Source organism: Bacillus sp. FSL K6-3154 (assembly GCF_040869395.1).
Classification (GTDB): Bacteria; Bacillota; Bacilli; order Bacillales; family Bacillaceae; genus Bacillus; species Bacillus safensis.
In genome coordinates this window covers 285977-307646 of sequence record NZ_CP152033.1, presented here as the reverse complement: position 1 = coordinate 307646, position 21670 = coordinate 285977, and the positions used below count along the sequence as shown (strand labels likewise).

Annotated in this window: 21 protein-coding genes; 18 read left to right on the top strand and 3 right to left on the bottom strand. The window is 41.9% G+C overall.

From position 1 onward, the window contains the following. The first annotated feature begins 2 nt into the window (after positions 1 to 2). Positions 3 to 359: a ribosome silencing factor gene (gene rsfS, locus MHH61_RS01740; RefSeq protein WP_003217467.1), complete on the top strand. Its 357-nt coding sequence runs from the start codon at positions 3 to 5 to the stop codon at positions 357 to 359. Further along, positions 356 to 1099, top strand: coding sequence for a class I SAM-dependent methyltransferase (locus MHH61_RS01735; protein WP_125586612.1), 744 nt, complete (start codon positions 356 to 358; stop codon positions 1097 to 1099). The genes rsfS and MHH61_RS01735 overlap by 4 nt, the downstream gene beginning before the upstream one ends. A 48-nt stretch (positions 1100 to 1147) precedes the next feature. On the opposite strand, the gene comER is transcribed toward MHH61_RS01735, so the two are convergent. Further along, complete coding sequence (gene comER / locus MHH61_RS01730) at positions 1148 to 1996, bottom strand: late competence protein ComER (RefSeq protein WP_125586610.1); 849 nt, start codon at positions 1994 to 1996, stop codon at positions 1148 to 1150. 90 nt (positions 1997 to 2086) lie between these two features. Between comER and MHH61_RS01725 the strand changes: the two genes are divergently transcribed. The 3 genes from MHH61_RS01725 (at position 2087) to MHH61_RS01715 (ending at position 5671) form a co-directional block, all read left to right on the top strand. Next, positions 2087 to 2716, top strand: coding sequence for a helix-hairpin-helix domain-containing protein (locus MHH61_RS01725; RefSeq protein ID WP_125586608.1), 630 nt, complete (start codon positions 2087 to 2089; stop codon positions 2714 to 2716). 65 nt (positions 2717 to 2781) lie between these two features. Further along, complete coding sequence (locus tag MHH61_RS01720) at positions 2782 to 3351, top strand: ComE operon protein 2 (protein WP_024423045.1); 570 nt, start codon at positions 2782 to 2784, stop codon at positions 3349 to 3351. Continuing rightward, a complete protein-coding gene (locus tag MHH61_RS01715; RefSeq protein ID WP_125586720.1) occupies positions 3344 to 5671 on the top strand; it encodes a DNA internalization-related competence protein ComEC/Rec2 in 2328 nt (775 codons plus the stop codon). Before MHH61_RS01720 ends, MHH61_RS01715 begins: the two co-directional genes overlap by 8 nt. Positions 5672 to 5700: 29 nt before the next feature. Here the strand turns inward: MHH61_RS01715 and MHH61_RS01710 are convergent, their stop codons facing one another. Beyond that, complete coding sequence (locus tag MHH61_RS01710) at positions 5701 to 5835, bottom strand: YqzM family protein (RefSeq protein WP_012010638.1); 135 nt, start codon at positions 5833 to 5835, stop codon at positions 5701 to 5703. Between the two features lie 236 nt (positions 5836 to 6071). On the opposite strand from MHH61_RS01710, the gene holA reads away from it, so the two are divergent. Continuing rightward, on the top strand, positions 6072 to 7091 hold the full coding sequence (holA, locus tag MHH61_RS01705; protein ID WP_046311824.1) for a DNA polymerase III subunit delta: 1020 nt from the start codon (positions 6072 to 6074) through the stop codon (positions 7089 to 7091). Between the two features lie 134 nt (positions 7092 to 7225). On the opposite strand, the gene rpsT is transcribed toward holA, so the two are convergent. Further along, entirely contained in the window at positions 7226 to 7492 is a 267-nt protein-coding gene (gene rpsT, locus MHH61_RS01700; protein ID WP_024423042.1) for a 30S ribosomal protein S20, read from the bottom strand. Positions 7493 to 7690: 198 nt separating this feature from the next. On the opposite strand from rpsT, the gene gpr reads away from it, so the two are divergent. The 12 genes from gpr to mtaB all read left to right on the top strand — a co-directional run bounded on the left by gpr (position 7691) and on the right by mtaB (position 21667). Next, on the top strand, positions 7691 to 8806 hold the full coding sequence (gene gpr, locus MHH61_RS01695; RefSeq protein ID WP_125586606.1) for a GPR endopeptidase: 1116 nt from the start codon (positions 7691 to 7693) through the stop codon (positions 8804 to 8806). A gap of 66 nt (positions 8807 to 8872) precedes the next feature. Beyond that, positions 8873 to 10081, top strand: coding sequence for a stage II sporulation protein P (locus tag MHH61_RS01690; RefSeq protein ID WP_024427950.1), 1209 nt, complete (start codon positions 8873 to 8875; stop codon positions 10079 to 10081). Between the two features lie 13 nt (positions 10082 to 10094). Beyond that, on the top strand, positions 10095 to 10427 hold the full coding sequence (locus MHH61_RS01685; protein WP_024423039.1) for a YqxA family protein: 333 nt from the start codon (positions 10095 to 10097) through the stop codon (positions 10425 to 10427). 141 nt (positions 10428 to 10568) lie between these two features. After that, positions 10569 to 12407 (top strand): translation elongation factor 4, encoded by a 1839-nt coding sequence (lepA, locus tag MHH61_RS01680; protein WP_125586604.1) that lies wholly within the window; start codon positions 10569 to 10571, stop codon positions 12405 to 12407. Positions 12408 to 12521: 114 nt separating this feature from the next. After that, the gene (gene hemW / locus MHH61_RS01675) at positions 12522 to 13661 is read left to right on the top strand and encodes a radical SAM family heme chaperone HemW (protein ID WP_024423037.1); all 1140 of its coding nucleotides are present in this window, start codon (positions 12522 to 12524) and stop codon (positions 13659 to 13661) included. Positions 13662 to 13742: 81 nt separating this feature from the next. Next, positions 13743 to 14774, top strand: a complete 1032-nt coding sequence (gene hrcA / locus MHH61_RS01670) for a heat-inducible transcriptional repressor HrcA (protein WP_003217350.1) — start codon at positions 13743 to 13745, stop codon at positions 14772 to 14774. Between the two features lie 63 nt (positions 14775 to 14837). Next, a complete protein-coding gene (gene grpE / locus MHH61_RS01665) occupies positions 14838 to 15395 on the top strand; it encodes a nucleotide exchange factor GrpE (RefSeq protein WP_024423035.1) in 558 nt (185 codons plus the stop codon). Positions 15396 to 15419: 24 nt separating this feature from the next. Further along, complete coding sequence (gene dnaK / locus MHH61_RS01660) at positions 15420 to 17258, top strand: molecular chaperone DnaK (protein ID WP_125586602.1); 1839 nt, start codon at positions 15420 to 15422, stop codon at positions 17256 to 17258. A 165-nt stretch (positions 17259 to 17423) separates the two neighbouring features. Further along, complete coding sequence (gene dnaJ, locus MHH61_RS01655; RefSeq protein ID WP_024423033.1) at positions 17424 to 18557, top strand: molecular chaperone DnaJ; 1134 nt, start codon at positions 17424 to 17426, stop codon at positions 18555 to 18557. 22 nt (positions 18558 to 18579) lie between these two features. Then, positions 18580 to 19515, top strand: coding sequence for a 50S ribosomal protein L11 methyltransferase (prmA, locus tag MHH61_RS01650; RefSeq protein WP_125586600.1), 936 nt, complete (start codon positions 18580 to 18582; stop codon positions 19513 to 19515). A gap of 23 nt (positions 19516 to 19538) precedes the next feature. Then, entirely contained in the window at positions 19539 to 20309 is a 771-nt protein-coding gene (locus MHH61_RS01645) for a 16S rRNA (uracil(1498)-N(3))-methyltransferase (protein WP_034622835.1), read from the top strand. After that, a complete protein-coding gene (gene mtaB, locus MHH61_RS01640; protein WP_034622837.1) occupies positions 20309 to 21667 on the top strand; it encodes a tRNA (N(6)-L-threonylcarbamoyladenosine(37)-C(2))-methylthiotransferase MtaB in 1359 nt (452 codons plus the stop codon). Before MHH61_RS01645 ends, mtaB begins: the two co-directional genes overlap by 1 nt. The last annotated feature ends 3 nt before the right edge of the window (positions 21668 to 21670 follow it).

Genomic DNA, 21670 nt, shown 5'->3' with positions numbered 1-21670 from the left:
GGATGGATTCATCATCAATTTTAAACGTCGCAGCAGGAGCATGCGATGATAAACGGGCTGAGGATATTATTGCCCTTAATATGCAAGGAATCTCACTTGTTGCGGATTATTTTCTCATTTGTCACGGGAATTCTGATAAACAAGTGCAAGCCATTGCAAGAGAAGTAAAACATCTTGCAGAGGAAAGCGGAATCGAAGTGAAGAAGATGGAAGGCTTTGATGAAGCAAGATGGGTATTGATTGACCTAGGTGATGTCATTGCCCATGTGTTCCACAAAGAAGAAAGAGGATACTACAATCTAGAAAAGCTATGGGGAGATGCGCCGAGAGAAACGCTTTCACTTGGCATTAACTCATGATTTATCAAGGGTTTGCAGGTGTGTATGACGAGCTCATGACACATGCACCTTATGATGAATGGGTTCAGTGGATCGAGCAGTATATGAAGCCGAATGCTGCCATCATCGATGTAGGCTGTGGAACTGGAGAGATTTCTCTTCGGTTAGCTGAAAAGGGCCACAAGGTCACAGGAATTGACCTCAGTGAAGAAATGCTGGCCTTTGCGCAGCAAAAAGCGCAGGCGAAAAAGCAGTCGATTCAATTTTTACATCAAGATATGAGAGAGGTTACGGGCTTTGAGCAAGCCTTCCAGGCAGCCGTTATTTGCTGTGATTCCTTGAATTACTTAAAAAACGAAAATGACGTCAAAAAAACCTTTAAAAACATGTTTCAGCTTTTAGAGGCAGATGGGGTTTTACTTTTTGATGTTCATACGCCTTATAAAATGGAAGAGGTATTCCCAGGTTCGACTTATGCAGATCAAGATGAAGAGATCAGCTATATTTGGCAGAGTGATAAAGGGGATGACATGTATTCGGTCATACATGATTTAAGCTTTTTTGTAAAAGATGGAGACATGTATCAGCGTTATGATGAGACACATGAACAGCGCACATTTCCATTTGAAACATATGCAGCGTTCCTTGAGTCCGCTGGCTTTGAACAAATAGAAGTGACTGCTGATTTTACAAATGAAGCCCCCGGTGAATTTGCCGAAAGATATTTCATCTCAGCTAAGAAACCAAAAACCATCGTTTAATAGAACGATGGTTTTTTAAAACCCTTTTTTCGTTTGTTGCAAAGATGATTAATTTCTGCGATCATCAGTGAACACACTTGGCGGATATTGATGCGCAACCGCTTCTAGATCTTCATCGAATTTTTCATGGGTATTTTGAAAGAGACGGTGAAACATATCTTGCACACCTGCTTCAAGTGCTTTAATGCCTTCACCAGTGACGCCGCCTTTCACACATACTTTGTCTTGCAGTGTCGGAAGGGTATAGACTCTTTTTTCAATCAAACGGCCAAGACCAACAAGCATATCCTCTGATAAGGTGGTGGCTTCTTCTTTGGAAATATCCGTTTCTTCTACGGCTGCTTCAATCATTTTCTGAACGAGAAAACTGATAAAAGCAGGTCCGCAGCTGACAATATCGGAAGCCGCTCTAGTAATTGAATGATGGATCTCGATAGGTGTTGAAATACACGAAGCTAACTGTCTTAACGCAGATTTCGTCGCGGCATTGCATGATGAACCAAAAGTTAAAAGTGATGCGCCTGATAAAGCGCGGTTTGTAATGCTTGGAATCAGCCTGGCTGTTTGACAAGGAACGATATCCTGAAGCTGTTCAGGATGAACCGGACTTGTAATGATGACAATGGTTTGCTGCTCCGTTAAAAGAGGGCTCAGCTCTTTTAAAAGTGGATAAATATCAAGTGGCTTGACACAAACAAAAATGAAATCTTTATTCGTGACAGCCCCTGAAAGCTGTTTCGTTACTTCAAGCTCTGGATGGTTCTTTTTTATATTGAACGCTTTTTCAATGGTTCGGTTTGTAATGGTGATCGATGAGGGATTGACTGCCTTTGATTCAATAAATGCCTCAGTAAGTATGGTACCCATGTTTCCTGTACCGATTAACCCTATATTCAAACGTTCTCCCTCCTTAGACGCATAGGATCTGTTATCTTCTAAACAGTATGTTGAGCAGTAGAAAAATATGATTGAAAGAAGCGTGAGTAAGTGAAACGACTCATTTCATTAAAAAAATACAGTCTTTATATCGCCGCTGGACTCATAGTCGTGATCATCTTCAGTTTCTTCTTTTTCACTGGAAAAGGAGAGGGCAGCAGAGAGCCAAGTGTATTGAAGGAAAATAAAGACATACAAGTCACATTAGAAGACAAACAAGAAAAGACAGAAAAAGAGCCATCGACGATTTTTGTAGAGGTCAAAGGAGCTGTAAGGAAGCCAGGTGTTTATACGTTTCAATCTGATGCTCGGGTAGAGGAAGCGATTCAAAGGGCAGGAGGCTTTACCAGCAAAGCAGACTCGATTGAAATCAACCAAGCAGCTAAATTAGAGGATAGTATGATGATTTATGTTCGGAAGCAGGGGGAAGCGGAAAGAGAGAGGCAAACAGCATCAGCTGACGCATCAGCGGGCGTTGAAAAGAGTGAGGGTGTGAATGTCAATCAGGCCGATGCAGCCGAATTGCAAACCATTAACGGCATAGGACCAGCTAAAGCCGAAGCTATCATTACGTATAGAGAGGAACACGGAGAATTTCAACAAATTGAAGACTTGCGGAACATTTCAGGTTTTGGGGAAAAGACGATTGAACGGCTGAAAAGTCAATTGACCGTGAAGTAGAATTGACGGTAGAGAAGAAAGGCATGTACACTTAATATCAACCATCATTCTGGAGGGATCAGTTCGTGGAAAGAATTTCATGGAATCAATATTTTATGGCACAAAGCCATTTGCTTGCTTTACGAAGCACCTGTGAGCGGTTAGCTGTTGGGGCGACCATCGTAAGGGACAAGCGCATCATTGCAGGGGGGTATAATGGCTCCATTGCCGGTGATGTTCATTGTGCGGATGTAGGGTGCTATGTCATTGATCATCACTGTGTTCGCACCATCCATGCGGAAATGAATGCTATTTTACAATGTGCCAAATTTGGTGCACCTACAGCTGATGCTGAAATATATGTCACACATTTTCCTTGTTTACAGTGCTGTAAAGCCATCATTCAAGCGGGCATACGAACAGTGTACTATGCAAAGGATTATAAAAATCATCCATATGCGATTGATTTATTCGAGCAGGCGGGTGTTCAAACAGAGCAAGTTGAATTAGATGAAATGATCATCGACTTAAAAAATCAAGAAAAATTGGCCTTTGTTGCAGATTTAATTGGGAAGCTGAGTGAATCAGGACTTAGCGAAACAGAAATTCGCGATATGCATGAGAAGGCGAATCAATTATTTACTTCCTATGTTTAAATATTTGCCGTTTGGGGCAATTTCAGCAGCTGTTGGAATTGCTCTGGCTGCATATCATCTTCATATGTATTTCCTTCTCTTTCTTCTCATCATATTACTTCTCAGCCTACTGAAAAAAATGCCTCAGCTCTTTTTAATGGTCAGCCTATGCGGTGCTGTCTATATACTCATTTTTATGATTCATGAGTCTCTTGAAACGGATCAACCCGTACTAGAAAAATTCCTATCTGGTTCCGTTGTGATTGAAAGTATTCCGAAAACAGATGGCAATCGTTTTTCAGCGACTGTTTCAACAGAACATGAACAACTAGCCACTTTTTATACAATTCAAACAGAGCGTGAAAAAGAGGCATTAAAAGAGATAGAACCTGGTATGAGCTGTCACATGACAGGTGATGTTCGTCCAGCAAAGCACGCAACCATTCCTAACGGGTTTCAATACGATCAATTTTTAAAATCAAAAGGCATTGACGCCATTTTTCTGCCACAGTCGATCAAAAACTGTACAAAAAAAGACAGTTCTTCCTATTATCTTCAAGTGATAAGGCAAAAGGGGTTGAAATTTTTAGAAGATCATGTGCCTAAACACTCTGTTGGCATTGTACAGGCACTTATTTTTGGCGATCGTGAGTTGATAGACCCTGACACATTAAGAGATTATCAAATGCTTGGCATTATTCATTTACTAGCGATCTCAGGATTGCATGTACAAACGCTTCTTGCATGTTTATTTTGGTGTCTCCTTCGTGCGGGCGTGACAAGAGAGACAGCACGTATTCTTCTATTATGCTTTCTTCCTATTTATGCTTGTTTGACAGGTGCTGCACCATCTGTTTTAAGAGCTTGCCTCATGGCAGGAATCTATTTAGTGATGACTAGTCTGCCAAAAGAAATGAAACAGCCCTCTGCTGTGGTATTAAGTGCAACGTTTTTACTCTTATTAGCAATTCATCCTCTTTATTTATTTGATATTGGATTTCAGCTTTCATTCGCGGTCACGTTTTTTATTTTGTTATCGACTAGGATTTTATCAAAAGCAAAAAGTTCAGTCATGCAATTATTCCTGATTTCCTTTATTGCACAGCTTGCTTCACTTCCTGTTCTTTTATATCATTTTCACCAATTCTCTTTACTGAGCGTACCTTTGAACATGATATTTGTTCCTTTATATACGACGGTCGTTATGCCGCTATCCTTACTCTTTTTTATTCTCACTACTATTTATCTTCCGCTTGGACAAACATTGTTTCAGCTGCTTGATTCGGTGATTCAGCTTAGTCATCAATTGTCAGCCTATATGGCTGTTTTTGATGAATTTAACTTGATTTTTGTGAAGTCTGCTTGGTGGCATATTGTTCTTGAGGTGAGCGCCTTAATTGTTCTGTTATTTGTGATGGAGTGCAAAACTTCTGTGAAATCCTATGCACTGCCGATCCTTTTTCTTATTGGTGTCTTGAGTGCACACTATTTCACCCCGAATTTTTTCGAAAAAGGGGAAGTGACGATGCTGGATGTAGGACAGGGGGATAGTTTGTTTATTCAGCTGCCCTATCGAAAGGGGCACTTGCTTGTGGATACAGGAGGCAGACTTTCTTTTGAAGAAGAACCGTGGAAAAAAAGGCGTAAAGTGTCTTCGATCGGTGATCAAACGCTGATCCCGTTTCTGCATTCTAAAGGTATTGCAAAACTTGATGTTCTTATTCTTACACATGCGGATCAAGATCATATGGGAGAAGCAGCTCGTTTAATCAAACGAAATAAAGTAAGGCGGCTGGCTATTCCAAAAGGCTTTGCACGAAGTCCAGAGGATGCGGAGCTGTTAAAAGAAGCAGCTGATCAAGGGATCATGATTGATGAATTAGAGAGAGGAGATCAGCTTCAGATTGGAGAGCAAATATTGAAGGTCCTTCATCCATCGCGTGATCGGGTAACAACTAAGAATAATGATTCACTCGTTTTGACATTTACTCTAGGCGGGAAGCGGTTTATGCTCACTGGAGATCTTGAACAAGAAGGGGAGCGAGACATTATAGAAGCCTATCCTGATCTGCAGGCAGATATCTTAAAGGTTGGACATCACGGGAGTAAAGGGTCAACAAGCGAAGAATGGCTTCAGCATCTCAAGCCCTCACATGCACTCATTTCAGCAGGTGAACGCAATCGTTATCAGCATCCACATCAGGAAGTTTTGAAAAAATTAAAGGACCAGCAAATGAAGGTGTATCGAACAGATACCGACGGGAGCGTGACGTATGAATTTCTCGATGAGGAAGGAACGTTTTACACTCACCCTCCATATGATATCTTACAAACTCAATAAAAAAACTGCCAAAACGGCAGTCATGTAACTTAAGATCCAACGAGGTGTATAATGGTTGCCAAAATAAACATTGAGGCGAAAAATCCGAATGTGACGATAAAACCAACGGCTGAGTCGGTCACATCATTCCGCTTGCTTTGAACATTTTTTTCAAATTCATTCATTTTCATCCCTCCTGGCTAATTTTAGTATACTTGAACTCATTTGGAATTGCTAGAAGGTAAAGTAACCGTTTTCCATTTTATGATCATTTTATGAATATCGTCTGACAGCAGGCTGACCCGGGAGCTTGCGCCGGACGTTTACTATAAATGAGGAGGCGGCACTTTCAGCTTCCTCTTTACTAATGTCTTCACACACTTTAGGATAGAGGAGGAAGTGAAAGAGAGGGATTCAATTGATGGTCTTTGATGTATGGAACAATTTAAAACGAGGGGATATCCATCCCGTTTATTGCTTATATGGGAAAGAAACATATTTACTGCAAGAAACCGCTGCTAAATTGAGACAAGCTGTAGTAGACGAAGAAACGAAGGATTTTAATTACTCCGTCTTCGATATGGAAGAAGTACCGCTTGAACAGGCTGTAACGGATGCAGAAACATTTCCGTTTATGGGAGAAAGACGTCTCGTCGTGATCAAGAATCCTTATTTTCTTACAGCTGAAAAGAAAAAGGAAAAGATTGAGCATGAGCTTTCTGTATTAGAAGCTTATTTAGAAAAGCCAGCGCCCTATACCATTCTCGTGTTATTGGCACCATATGAAAAGCTGGATGAGCGTAAAAAAATCACCAAATTGCTAAAAAAGAAAGCTGCTGTCGTTGAGGCGAAAGAGTTAAACCCAAAAGAAACAACTGATTTCACCATCACACTGGTGAAGACAGAAGGAAAGACGATTACATCTGAAGCGGCTGAGCAGCTTGTGATGCTATGCGGCGGGAGTCTCTCCTCTCTATTCCAAGAGGTTCGGAAGCTAAGTACATATATTGGAGAGCGGGAGGAAATTGAGTTAGCGGATGTCAATCAGCTCGTTGCAAGAAGCTTAGAGCAAAATATTTTCGAGCTGATTAATCAAATTGTAAACAGACGCCGCTCTGAGGCCATGCAGATGTTTTATGACCTGCTGAAGCAAAATGAGGAACCCATTAAAATATTAGCACTCATTTCAACTCAATTTCGATTGATTTTGCAGACGAAGTACTTCGCTCAGCAAGGCTATGGACAAAAACAAATTGCTTCAAATCTAAAAGTCCATCCATTCCGGGTCAAACTTGCGATGGATCAGGCAAGACTGTTTTCAGAAGAAGAGCTCAAGCAGATCGTCAAAGAGCTTTCAACGATTGATTATGAAATGAAAACGGGTAAAAAGGACAAGCAGCTGCTGTTAGAATTGTTCCTGCTTCGTTTGTTAGGCGCTTGAATATAAAAAAACGACCTTCTAAAAAGAGGGTCGTTTTTGTTTAGATGTATAATTGCCAGTCTGTCCTTAAGGCTCGGCCGGTCAGGACGGACGTACAGTTAAACAGGTGCCTCATCACTGAGGCGTTGCAAGCATTATGCAGAAAGTCCGTTTACTTGTTTAGCAAGTCTTGATTTGTAACGCGCAGCTGCGTTTTTGTGTACAAGACCAGTTTTAACGGCTTTGTCAATGCGTTTTGCAGCAGAAGCAAGAGCAGCTTTTGCTTGCTCAGCATCGTTGTTAGCTACAGAAACTTCAACTTGTTTAATCGCAGTACGCATCGCAGACTTGATTGTTACGTTATGTGCACGGCGTTCGTTATTCGTTTTTGTACGTTTGATCGCTGATTTAATATTTGGCATGTGTTTCACCTCCTAAGATACAACCTAAACACAATTGTCTTAAGGTTAAATCTTCACAATAGAACAAATTGTATTCTATCAAACACACCTTTAGAATGCAATATAAATGTAAAGTATTTTTCATTGATGACGTGCTCGAATGTTTCTTTCAAGAGATGGAAAGACTACTGTTAATTACTTGGTGGAAGGAGTCTTTTTATGGAGAAACAGAAACTCGATTTAAGCGTTTATCAAATCCGGACAGACCTCGCTGTTGAAACAAAAGAGATACTAGAACAAGAGAACGATCCGAAAGTCGTCAAAAAGGACGGGATCCAAGGGATTGTCGAAAAGGAAAAAGAAGAGCAAGGCATCCGCATACGTACTGTGGAAATCACGAAAGAAGGGGAGGAGCTGACCGGCAAAAAGGCAGGGACATACTTGACGTTTGAGGCACAAGGCATTCGGGAGAAAGACTCTGAGATGCAAGAAAAAGTCGTTGAAGTCTTTGCCCATCATTTTGCTCAGTTTCTAAAAGACAGAGGCATTCAGGCTGATGCAAGCTGCCTTGTAGTAGGGCTGGGAAACTGGAATGTCACGCCAGATGCATTAGGTCCTCTCACAGTTGAAAACCTGCTTGTAACCCGCCATCTCTTTGAATTGCAGCCGGAAAATGTTCAGGAAGGCTATCGCCCGGTTTCCTCTTTGTCTCCAGGGGTGATGGGACTGACCGGTATTGAAACAAGTGACATTATCCAAGGCGTGATCGAGCGGTCTAAGCCTGATTTTGTCATTGCGGTCGATGCCCTTGCTGCTCGAGCGGTAGAACGAGTGAATACAACCATTCAAATTTCTGATACAGGTATCCATCCCGGCTCTGGTGTAGGGAATAAGCGAAAAGAATTAAGCAAAGAAACATTGGGTATTCCAGTGATTGCGATTGGCGTTCCGACAGTGGTGGATGCAGTAACGATTGCTAGTGACACAATTGATTATGTCTTAAAGCATTTTGGTAGAGAACTAAAAGATGATAGACCATCCCGCTCTCTTGTGCCGGCTGGTTTGACATTCGGGAAGAAAAAAGTACTTAACGAAGAAGACTTGCCAGATGAAGAAACGCGTCAGTCATTCTTAGGCATCGTAGGAACCCTTCCTGAAGAAGAAAAAAGGCAGCTGATCCACGAAGTGCTTGCGCCCCTGGGGCAAAATTTAATGGTCACGCCTAAGGAAGTCGATACATTCATTGATGATATGGCAAACGTACTTGCCAACGGATTAAATACAGCGCTTCATCAAAAAATCACTCAAGATAATATGGGTTCATATAATCATTAATCGGTTCTACTTTCTCTAGCTCGCTCATAGTGTAATTACTAGAAAGCGTGCTGGAGGGAGTAAATCATGAAAAAAAGACCCCGCCGTCCTCGACAGTTGGTCGTTGCGATTAATGGAACGAAAGTAGTAAAAAGCATCTTCTTATTTATTGCCTCTCTTGTTGTGGTGTTTGTGATGTCAGGGGCTTTGACCTCTTTAAAACCCGAGCTGAGGCCGCAAGCCTCGTTATATGGTGTAGCAGATGAGCTCTCTGGCGCATTTTTTGCCACATTAATGGGCATGGAAAACCAATATTTCGCCTCAGCAGTTCCAGAAGATCAAAAAGGATTTCATTTCTCTGGGCTGTCATTGAAGCTTGCAACCAGTATTAATTTAGAAGACCCGCGCAGTTTCCTAGGAAGAGAGCTCCCAGGCTTTGAACATTTTGATACAAAAATCATCTTAGCGGGTGAAGGAACAGACTATACCAATATGCCGATGGAATCGCCGCCGCCTAGTGAAGTGATCCAAGATGAAAAAGAAGCAAATTTGGCGGAGCTGGACAAGCTCGATGATGATGCGCCGAAAAAGCCTGCCAAAGAACCGGACCGGTCAACAGGAAAACGAAAAGCTGTGTACATTTACCACACACATAATACGGAATCATATTTACCATTTTTAAAAGGAGAAACGAATCCAAATAATGCACGGCACTCAAAAGTGAATGTCACCCTTGTCGGCGACATGTTTGGAAAGGCGCTTGATCAGCAAGGAATCGGCAATACAGTCGACAAAACGGAAATTGAAAAAAGACTGGTGAAAAAAGGATTAAAATATCCGCAGTCTTATAATGAATCAAGATTGGTCGTGAAAGAAGCCTTAGCGAAAAATGATGACCTCGATTATTTAATTGATATTCACCGGGACTCAAGAAGAAAGAAAGATACGACTGTCGAAATCAAAGGGAAAAAATATGCGAGAATTGCGTTTGTTGTTGGGAAGAAGAATCAAAGCTATGAGAAAAACTTAAAGCTTGCGACAGAGTTCCACCATTTGATGGAGAAAAAATATAAAGGTCTTAGTGTCGGTGTGTTTGCCAAAGGAGAAATTGGCGATAATGGAATCTATAATCAAGATTTATCCGACAAAGCCCTTCTTTTAGAATTTGGTGGAGTAGATAATAATATGGAAGAATTAAGAAATGCATCCAATGCGGCAGCTGATGTATTCAGCGACATTTTCTGGGACGCGGAAAAGGTGGACGGCAAAGCAAAGGATGAGAAAAAACGCTCTTAAGGTGGTGACGGGGATGGGCTCATTTATTGGAAAAACCATTATTTTAGGATTGGTCTTGCTGTTTGGTGTCTTTTTAGGAATGCAGCAAGCGAATAATGGCATGCTGCAAATGAAGGGCTACCATGATCCGCAATTAAAAGGAGCTTTCTCCATTCAAATGAACGACAATGAAGAGAAGGAAGCTTCTATCTTAGGAACGGCTGTTACAGAAAAGGATCTTGCCGAAAAACAAAAACAGCTGGAGGAAATAGAGGGCTTTAATGCCTTTTCCAAGGCAGGAAAAGCCCTGTCTGATGGCATGACACATGCAGCCCGTTCTCTTTATGATTGGGTGAATGGGAAATAAACGAATTTCATGAGATATCACCCTTTTGATCAAAGCCGCTGACCGATAAGCGGCTTTTCTTGATTTCGATTGAATCTTTACAGCCCTATTGATATAATCTAACCTAGCGCAACCCGCGTTTTATAGTAGGAGTGATAGATTGTGACAGATAAAGAAAAACGATTAGAGCGGCAATCAAGAATTCGAAATTTCTCCATTATCGCCCATATTGACCATGGGAAATCCACATTGGCAGACCGTATTTTGGAAAAAACAGCGGCGATTACTCAACGGGAAATGAAAGAACAATTGCTTGATTCCATGGATTTAGAGCGTGAACGCGGCATAACGATTAAATTAAACTCTGTCCAGCTGAAGTATAAGGCGAAGGATGGGGAAGAATATATCATGCACCTGATTGATACACCAGGGCATGTCGACTTCACCTATGAGGTATCTCGAAGCCTAGCTGCCTGTGAGGGTGCGATTCTTGTAGTAGATGCAGCACAAGGAATTGAAGCACAGACACTTGCGAACGTTTATTTAGCTCTTGATAACAACTTAGAAATTCTTCCGATTATCAACAAAATCGATCTGCCAAGTGCAGAGCCTGAGCGTGTAAGAGAAGAAATTGAAGATGTCATCGGGTTGGATGCGTCTGAAGCTGTTCTCACCTCTGCTAAGGCGGGTATTGGAATCGAGGATATTTTAGAACAAATCGTTGAAAAGGTGCCGGCTCCCGCTGGAGATCCAGAAGCACCACTTCAAGCCCTTATTTTTGATTCTCTTTACGATGCGTATCGCGGCGTTATTGCGTACATACGAATTGTCGAAGGAACCGTCAGACCGGGTCAGAAAATTAAAATGATGGCGACGGGGAAAGAATTTGAAGTACTTGAAGTTGGCGTTTTCACACCAAAAGCCATGCCAACAGACGAACTCACCGTTGGAGATGTTGGCTACTTAACCGCTGCGATTAAAAATGTCGGTGATACACGTGTAGGGGATACGATCACAAGCGCGGTAAACCCTGCGAAAGAAGCACTTCCAGGATACAGAAAGCTAAACCCAATGGTATACTGCGGACTTTATCCAATTGATACTGCGAAATACAACGACTTACGTGAAGCGTTAGAAAAGCTTGAATTAAATGATTCTTCACTTCAATATGAGGCAGAGACATCCCAAGCACTTGGCTTCGGTTTCCGCTGCGGCTTCCTTGGAATGCTTCATATGGAAATCATCCAGGAACGGATTGAACGTGAATTTAAAATTGATCTGATTACGACAGCGCCAAGTGTTATTTATGATGTATATATGACAGATGGAGAAAAAATTGTCGTAGATAACCCGTCCAATCTGCCTGATCCGCAAAAGATTGAGCGAATTGAAGAACCGTATGTAAGAGCAACAATGATGGTGCCGAATGACTATGTAGGCTCTGTGATGGAGCTTTGCCAAGGAAAGCGCGGGAATTTCATTGATATGCAGTATCTTGATGCGAACCGCGTGAGCATTGTGTACGAAATTCCTTTGGCAGAGATCGTATACGAATTCTTTGATCAGCTTAAGTCCAACACAAAAGGCTATGCGTCCTTTGATTATGAGCTGATTGGCTATCGTCCTTCGACGCTGGTGAAGATGGATATCATGCTGAATGGCGAAAAAATCGATGCCCTTTCCTTTATTGTTCACCGCGATTATGCATATGAACGAGGCAAGATCATCGTAGAAAAGCTAAAAGAACTGATTCCACGCCAGCACTTTGAAGTGCCGGTTCAAGCAGCGATCGGTCAAAAAATCGTTGCTCGTTCCACCATTAAAGCGATGCGTAAAAACGTACTTGCTAAATGTTATGGTGGAGACATTTCCCGGAAAAGAAAGCTTCTTGAGAAGCAAAAAGAAGGGAAAAAGCGCATGAAGCAAGTGGGCTCTGTTGAAGTCCCGCAAGAAGCATTTATGGCTGTGCTGAAGATGGACGACAGCACACCAAAAAAATAACATCCTCAAGGCTACCTGCTTTACAATGTCTGCCTTGACGTTTATAGTCGATAACAAACAAAGACGCCGCAGCGATAAACTGCGGCTCTTTACCTGTAAAGAAGGTGTCATCTAATGAAAGCAGCATACATTCACATTCCATTTTGTGAGCATATTTGCCACTATTGTGATTTCAATAAATTTTTCATCAAAACGCAGCCAGTCGACGAATACTTAGCGGCTCTTGAGAAAGAGATGCAGCACACGATCGAGCAAAAAGGCGAGCAGGAACTAAAGACAATTTTTATTGGCGGGGGAACTCCGACATCACTGACTGTCAGTCAGCTAGACAAGCTCATGAACAGCATTCACAGCGTATTAAAGCCGACAAAAAATCTGATTGAATTTGCAGTAGAAGCAAACCCAGATGAATTATCGCTTGAGAAACTGCATGTGCTTAAAGCAGCCGGCGTGAATCGGCTGAGCTTTGGCGTTCAAACTTTTGAAGACGATTTACTCAAGAAAATTGGACGAGTTCATCAAAAGAAGGATGTCCTTACATCCTTTGAGCGAGCTAGAGCGGTTGGATTTGACAATATTAGCCTCGATCTCATGTTTGGCTTGCCGCATCAAGAAAAGCATCATGTGATGAATTCACTTGAGACGGCTTTCTCGCTGGGGGCAGAGCATTATTCGGTTTACTCACTCATCGTCGAGCCGAAAACCGTTTTTTATAACTTAATGCAAAAAGGAAAACTTCATTTACCGCCGCAAGAACGTGAGGCTGAAATGTATGAGCTTGTGATGGATGAAATGGAGCGCCATGGATTAAAGCAGTACGAAATTAGCAACTACGCCAAACCTGGCTTTGAAAGCCAGCATAACCTGACCTATTGGAGCAATGAAGATTACTTCGGTTTTGGTGCAGGCGCACACGGGTATGTAGATGGCATCCGAAATGTGAACGCAGGGCCGGTGAAACATTATTTGGAGCTGATTGACCAAACAGGGTTTCCGTATAAGGAAACACATCAGGTCACAAAAGCAGAGCAAATAGAAGAGGAAATGTTTTTAGGTCTTCGAAAAATCGAAGGGGTGAAAAGCGCTGATTTCCAAGCAAAATATGGTGCTGCACCAGAAGCACTTTTTTCCACTGTTCTTGAAGATTTAGAAGAAAAAGGCCTCATTGTAAAAGATGACAAGGGGATACGTTTAACAAGAAAAGGAAAATTGTTAGGCAATGAAGTATTTCAAGCGTTTCTCGGTGAGTTATAATTGACATTTTAATTTGAGTTTGGTAATTTTGTTTATACAATTAGCACTCGTTGAAAGAGAGTGCTAACAGGGGTGATGATGATGTTAACAAATCGTCAGCTTTTGATTCTGCAAGTCATCATTAATGACTTTATTCGTTCGGCGCAGCCAGTTGGATCAAGGACTCTTTCTAAAAAAGAAGACATTACATTCAGCTCTGCGACGATTAGAAACGAAATGGCTGATTTGGAGGAACTTGGTTTTATTGAAAAGACCCATTCTTCATCAGGAAGAATTCCTTCCGAAAAAGGATATCGTTATTATGTAGATCATTTGCTCTCTCCGCGAAAACTGTCGTCTAAAGAGCTAGTACTCATCCAGTCGGCCTTTCAGGAGAAAATTTTTGAGCTGGAAAAGACAGTTCAAAAATCGGCGGAAATTTTATCAGATCTCACAAACTATACATCGATTGTGCTTGGTCCGAAGCTAAGTGAAAATCGATTAAAGCAAATTCAGCTTGTCCCTGTTCAGCCAAACAAAGCAGTGGCGATCATGATTACAGACAGCGGACATGTTGAAAACAAAACCATTACCTTCTCTGAGCATCTCGATGTCTCCGATATTGAGAAGCTGATGAATATTTTAAACAGCCGCCTAGCCGGAGTCCCGATGGATCAGCTGAAGGACAGAATGTATAAAGAAGTTGTGATGCTTCTTCGTACGCATTTAAAAGATTATGATCATATTTTAGATGCGCTCGGCAATACATTTACATCGACTCAAAATGAATCAAAACTTTTCTTTGGCGGGAAGATTAATATGTTGAATCAGCCGGAGTTTCATGACATTGACCGCATCCGTTCACTCATGATGCTTATTGAGCAAAAGAATGATGTCATGCAGCTGTTTCATCCAAATCAGCAAGGAATCACTATTAAAATCGGTTCAGAAAACAATTTGGAAGCGATGGAGAACTGCAGCTTAATCACAGCTACTTATTCGATTGATCAAAAATCACTCGGCTCCATTGCCGTCATTGGTCCAACCCGTATGGATTATGGCAGGGTTGTCAGTCTCTTGCATCATGTATCAAAAGACTTGTCAAACGCACTTTCCAATTTGTATGATGAGTAGGGTGATAAAAGATAGGGGCACAGCCCCTTCGTATTTTTGAATCTTTTGAGGGAGGTGAACACAATGTCAGAAGAAAAACAGACACCTGAGCAAGAAGCAGAGGTTGAAGCACAAGAAGAAGCAGTTCAAGCAGATACTGAGGAAGTAACAAATGATGAACAGTCTGCCTTCCAAGAAAAAATCGATGAATTGCAGCAGCTTCTAGATGAAAAAGAAAACAAAATTCTGCGTGTTCAAGCAGATTTTGAAAACTATAAACGCCGTGCTCGAACTGAAGTGGAGACCGTGCAAAAATATCGTTCTCAACATGTTGTCAGTGATCTTCTCCCAGCTCTTGATAACTTTGAAAGAGCGCTTGGAATTGATCCAGACAATGAGCAGACGAAAAGTTTGTTAGAAGGAATGCAAATGGTTTACCGCCAGCTGGTAGAAGCGTTGAAAAATGAAGGCGTTGAACCAATTGAAGCTGTCGGCAAAGAGTTCGATCCAAACCTTCATCAAGCCGTCATGCAAGTTGAAGATGAAAACTACGATTCAAATATCGTTGTAGAAGAATTGCAAAAGGGCTATAAACTCAAAGACCGAGTTATTCGTCCATCAATGGTAAAAGTAAATCAATAACTACATAATGGGAGGTCATCGAATATGAGTAAAATCATTGGGATTGACTTAGGAACAACAAACTCATGTGTTGCAGTACTTGAAGGCGGCGAGCCAAAAGTCATTGCTAACGCTGAAGGAGCACGTACAACACCATCTGTTGTCGCTTTTAAAAACGGAGAGCGCCAAGTGGGTGAAGTAGCAAAACGTCAATCAATTACAAACCCGAACACGATCATGTCTGTTAAAAGACATATGGGTACTGATTATAAAGTAGAAGTTGAAGGTAAGAACTATACACCGCAGGAAATCTCTGCAATTATTCTTCAGCACCTTAAATCTTACGCTGAAGGCTATCTTGGCGAAGAAGTAACAAAAGCTGTTATCACAGTTCCTGCTTACTTCAACGATGCAGAACGTCAAGCAACGAAAGATGCTGGTAAAATTGCTGGTCTTGAAGTAGAACGTATCATCAACGAACCAACAGCAGCTGCACTTGCGTATGGTTTAGATAAAACAGAAGAAGATCAAACGATTCTTGTATACGACCTTGGCGGCGGTACATTTGACGTATCGATCCTTGAGCTTGGAGACGGCGTCTTTGAAGTGCGCTCAACTGCTGGGGACAACCGTCTAGGTGGAGATGATTTTGACCAAGTCATCATTGATCACCTAGTGGCTGAATTCAAAAAAGAAAATGGCATTGATCTTTCTAAAGATAAAATGGCGCTTCAGCGTTTAAAAGATGCTGCTGAAAAAGCGAAAAAAGATCTTTCTGGTGTATCTTCTACACAAATCTCACTGCCATTTATCACAGCTGGAGAAGCAGGACCTCTTCACCTTGAATTAACGTTAACACGTGCTAAATTCGAAGAGCTTTCTGCAGATCTTGTAGAGCGTACAATGACACCTGTACGTCAAGCACTGAAAGATGCTGGTTTATCTGCTAGCGAGATTGATAAAGTCATCCTTGTTGGTGGATCAACTCGTATTCCTGCAGTACAAGAAGCAATCAAAAAAGAAACAGGCAAAGAGCCTCATAAAGGTGTAAACCCTGATGAAGTAGTTGCACTTGGTGCAGCGATCCAAGGTGGAGTGATCACAGGAGATGTCAAAGACGTTGTTCTTCTTGACGTAACACCACTTTCTTTAGGAATTGAAACAATGGGCGGCGTATTCACGAAGCTGATTGAACGCAATACAACAATTCCAACAAGTAAATCTCAAGTATTCTCAACAGCTGCTGACAACCAAACAGCTGTAGATATCCATGTCCTGCAAGGTGAGCGCCCAATGGCTGCAGATAACAAAACATTAGGCCGCTTCCAATTGACTGATATCCCGCCAGCACCACGCGGCGTACCGCAAATCGAAGTATCTTTTGATATCGATAAAAACGGTATTGTCAACGTACGTGCGAAAGATATGGGTACAGGCAAAGAGCAAAACATCACAATCAAATCTTCTTCAGGTCTTTCTGATGATGAGATCGAAAAAATGGTAAAAGAAGCAGAAGAAAATGCTGAAGCAGATGCGAAGAAAAAAGAAGAAATCGAAGTGCGCAACGAAGCAGATCAATTAGTGTTTACAACTGAAAAAACATTAAAAGATCTAGAAGGCAAAATCGATGAAGAGCAAGTGGAAAAAGCAAATGACGCGAAAGATGCGCTAAAAGCTGCGATCGAAAAAGGCGAGTTTGAAGACATCAAAGCGAAAAAAGATGAGCTGCAAACAATCGTTCAAGAATTAACGACAAAGCTCTATGAAGAAGCTGCAAAACAAGCACAAGCTCAGCAAGAAGGCGCTGAAGGTGCTCAAAAAGCAGATGACAATGTAGTGGATGCAGAATACGAAGAAGTAAACGACGATCAAGAGAAAAAATAATCACCTTTACTTTTGAAAAAGACTGCTGAAACGTACTCGTCAGAAAGTCAAAGTCAGGATCTCTTGGCTTTGACTTTTTTTCTTTTCAACGATGAAAGGAATTGAAAAAGGTTAAATCAAAATGATACAATCGTATTTATGTGAGAAAATCGGGAGTGTGAAGAGATGAGTAAGCGTGATTACTATGAAGTGCTTGGCGTAAGTAAGAGCGCCTCAAAGGACGAAATCAAAAAGGCATACCGCAAGCTTTCAAAAAAGTATCACCCTGATATTAATAAAGAAGCTGGCTCAGATGAGAAATTCAAAGAAGTAAAAGAAGCCTATGAAACCCTTTCTGATGATCAAAAACGTTCGCATTATGACCAGTTCGGTCATACCGATCCAAACCAAGGCTTTGGCGGCGGCGGTTTTGGCGGAGGAGGAGACTTTGGCGGCTTCGGCGGCTTTGATGACATCTTCTCTAGTATTTTTGGCGGCGGAGCCAGAAGAAGAGATCCAAATGCACCGCGCCAAGGAGCGGACCTGCAATATACAATGACGCTTTCGTTTGAAGAAGCGGCATTTGGAAAAGAAGCAACCATTGAAATCCCTCGTGAAGAAACTTGTGAAACATGTCATGGATCAGGTGCAAAGCCTGGTACGCAGGCAAAAACCTGTTCACATTGCGGCGGTTCTGGTCAATTAAATGTTGAGCAATCCACTCCGTTTGGTAAAGTGGTCAATCGCAGAGTATGTAACTACTGCAGCGGAACAGGGAAACAAATTGACCATAAATGTTCAACATGCGGCGGATCTGGCAAAGTGCGTAAGCGTAAGAAAATTAACGTGACGATCCCTGCAGGTGTTGATGATGGCCAGCAGCTCAGAGTGTCTGGCCAAGGTGAACCAGGTGTAAATGGAGGACCTCCAGGCGATCTATTCGTTGTGTTCCATGTGCGTGCGCATGAATTCTTCGAACGTGATGGAGATGACATTTACTGCGAGATGCCGCTCACCTTTGCCCAAGCTGCATTAGGTGACGAAATTGAAGTGCCGACATTACACGGAAAAGTAAAATTAAAAGTTCCTGCTGGCACTCAAACTGGCACGAAGTTTAGACTTAAAGGTAAAGGCGTGAAAAATGTACGCGGCTACGGCCAAGGCGATCAGCATATCGTTGTACGTGTTGTCACACCGACAAATTTAACAGACAATCAAAAAGATATCATTAGAAAATTTGCTGAAGTGAGCGGAAATAAACCAGACGAACAAGAAATGAGCTTTTTCGATAAGGTAAAACGCGCATTTAAAGGCGAGTAAGACGGATAAGGAGTTGGTAGTATTGAAGTGGTCAGAAATTAGCGTCCATACAACAAATGAAGCGGTGGAACCGATCACCAATATTTTGCATGAAGCAGGTGCAAGTGGTGTCGTGATTGAGGACCCGCTTGATTTAATCAAGGAACGTGAAAATGTATACGGTGAGATCTACCAGCTCGATCCGAATGACTATCCGGATGAAGGTGTCATTGTGAAAGCCTATCTTCCAATGAACAGCTTTTTGATGGAAACGGTAGATGAGATCAAAGAAGCCATCAACAATCTTCTTCTATACGATATTGACCTTGGACGCAATACACTGTCAATTTGTGAAGTAAATGAAGAAGAATGGGCCACCGCCTGGAAGAAATACTATCATCCTGTGAAAATCTCTGAAAAATTCACCATCGTTCCAACGTGGGAAGAATATACACCGGTTCATTCTGATGAACTGATTATTGAAATGGATCCTGGAATGGCATTTGGAACAGGTACGCATCCAACAACCGTCCTTTGCATTCAGGCGCTTGAGCGCTACGTGAAGGAAAACGATACGGTGATTGATGTTGGAACAGGCTCTGGAATTTTAAGTGTGGCAGCAGCGATGCTTGGTGCAAAGGACATTCAAGCCTTTGATCTCGACACCGTTGCGGTAGAAAGTGCGAAGCAAAACATCGAACTAAATGGTGTAAGTGAACAAGTGACGGTCAAACAAAACAATTTGCTTGATGGGATTTCAGGTGAGCGTGATGTGATTGTCGCCAACATTCTGGCAGAAGTGATTTTGCGCTTTACAGATCAAGCCTATGACCTATTGAAGAAAGATGGCTATTTCATTACATCAGGCATCATTGGACAAAAGAAATTACAGGTCAAAACAGCATTAGAAGAAGCAGGTTTTGACATTGTTGAAGTGCTGTCAATGGAAGATTGGGTCAGCATTATAGCGAAAAAATAAAGCGAGTAGGTGTCAGGACACGTATGCAACGATATTTTATCGACCTCACGAAAGAAGAAGTGACGTTAAAGGGAGCCATCGTTATAAAAGGTGAAGATGTACATCATCTTTCCAATGTCATGCGGATGAAAGCAGGGCAGGAAATCCTTTGTTTAACGACAGACGGCTTTGAAGCGCTCAGTAAAATTGATACAATAACAAAGGAAGAAGTGATTTGCCACCTTGAAAGCTGGACAAATCAGAACAGAGAACTTCCGATTAGGGTGACGATTGCAAGCGGTCTTCCAAAAGGAGATAAGCTTGAGCTCATTATCCAAAAAGGCACAGAGCTTGGCGCAAGTGCTTTTATCCCGTTTCAAGCGGCTCGTTCTATTACAAAGCTTGACCAAAAAAAGTCACATAAAAAACGAGAGCGCTGGGAGAAAATTGCGAAAGAAGCAGCCGAGCAGTCCTACCGGAATATCATTCCCCGTGTTTATTCAGTATCAACGTTTAAAGAGCTGACGCAATTAGCTGGTGAATTCGATAAATGTGTCGTTGCATACGAAGAATCATCGAAAGAAGGAGAGCAAAGCCGTTTTCAAACTGTGCTTCAACAGATGAAAGGCGGACAAACCTTGCTAGTGGTTTTTGGCCCTGAAGGCGGTTTGGCAGAAAAGGAGATTGAAGAGCTTGAAACGCTTGGTGCAGTCATTTGCGGGCTTGGACCACGCATTTTAAGAACAGAAACTGCTCCTTTATATGCGCTTTCTGCTATATCTTATCAAACAGAGTTATTAAGAGGTGAATCATGATGGGAACAGTAGCGTTCCATACACTTGGCTGTAAGGTCAACCACTATGAAACAGAGGCGATCTGGCAACTGTTTAAAGAAGCTGGCTATGAAAGAAAAGAGTATGAATCAAAAGCAGACGTATATGTCATTAATACATGTACGGTCACGAATACAGGCGATAAGAAAAGCCGCCAAGTCATTAGAAGAGCCATTCGTCATAACCCGGATGGTGTCATTTGTGTAACAGGCTGCTATGCGCAAACATCACCAGCAGAAATCATGGCGATACCTGGTGTTGATATTGTGGTTGGAACACAGGACCGACATAAATTACTAGGTTATATAGAAGAATACCGCAGAGAAAGACAGCCGATCAACGGGGTTGGCAATATTATGAAAGCACGTGTGTTTGAAGAACTTGATGTTCCTGCCTTCACAGACAGAACGCGCGCTTCATTAAAAATCCAAGAAGGCTGTAACAATTTCTGTACATTCTGCATTATTCCTTGGGCGCGCGGCCTTCTTCGTTCTCGTGATCCAGAAGAGGTCATCAATCAAGCGCAGCAGCTTGTTGATGCGGGCTATAAAGAAATTGTGCTTACAGGTATTCACACAGGCGGATACGGAGAAGACTTAAAGGATTATAACTTTGCAAAGCTTCTGAGAGAATTAGATGAACGTGTTATTGGCTTGAAACGAATCCGTATTTCATCTATTGAAGCTAGTCAAATTACAGATGAAGTGATTGAAGTGCTTGATCAATCAGAGAAAATTGTCAGACACTTACACATCCCGCTTCAATCTGGCTCAAATACTGTGCTGAAAAGAATGCGCCGTAAATATACGATGGAATTCTTTGCAGAGCGTTTAACAAAGCTGAAAAAAGCATTGCCAGGACTTGCTGTCACCTCTGATGTAATCGTTGGATTCCCTGGGGAAACAGAAGAAGAGTTCTTGGAAACGTACAATTTTGTCAAAGACCATCAATTCTCTGAGCTGCACGTATTCCCTTACAGCAAACGTACAGGTACCCCGGCTGCAAGAATGGAAGATCAAGTGGATGAAAATGTGAAAAACGAACGTGTCCACCGTTTGATCGCTCTTTCTGACCAGCTTGCGAAAGAGTATGCATCAGCATACGAAGGTGATGTGCTAGAAATTATTCCGGAAGAATCCTTCAAAGAACAAGAAGGAAACCACAATCTTTATGTTGGTTATACAGATAACTACATGAAAGTTGTTTTTGAAGGGACAGAGGACATGATCGGACGTCTGGTCAAAGTGAAAATTACGAAAGCGGGCTATCCTTATAACGAAGGACAATTCGTTCGCATCAGCGATGATGTGCAGCCAGACAAAGTGAGAATGACATCATAATAG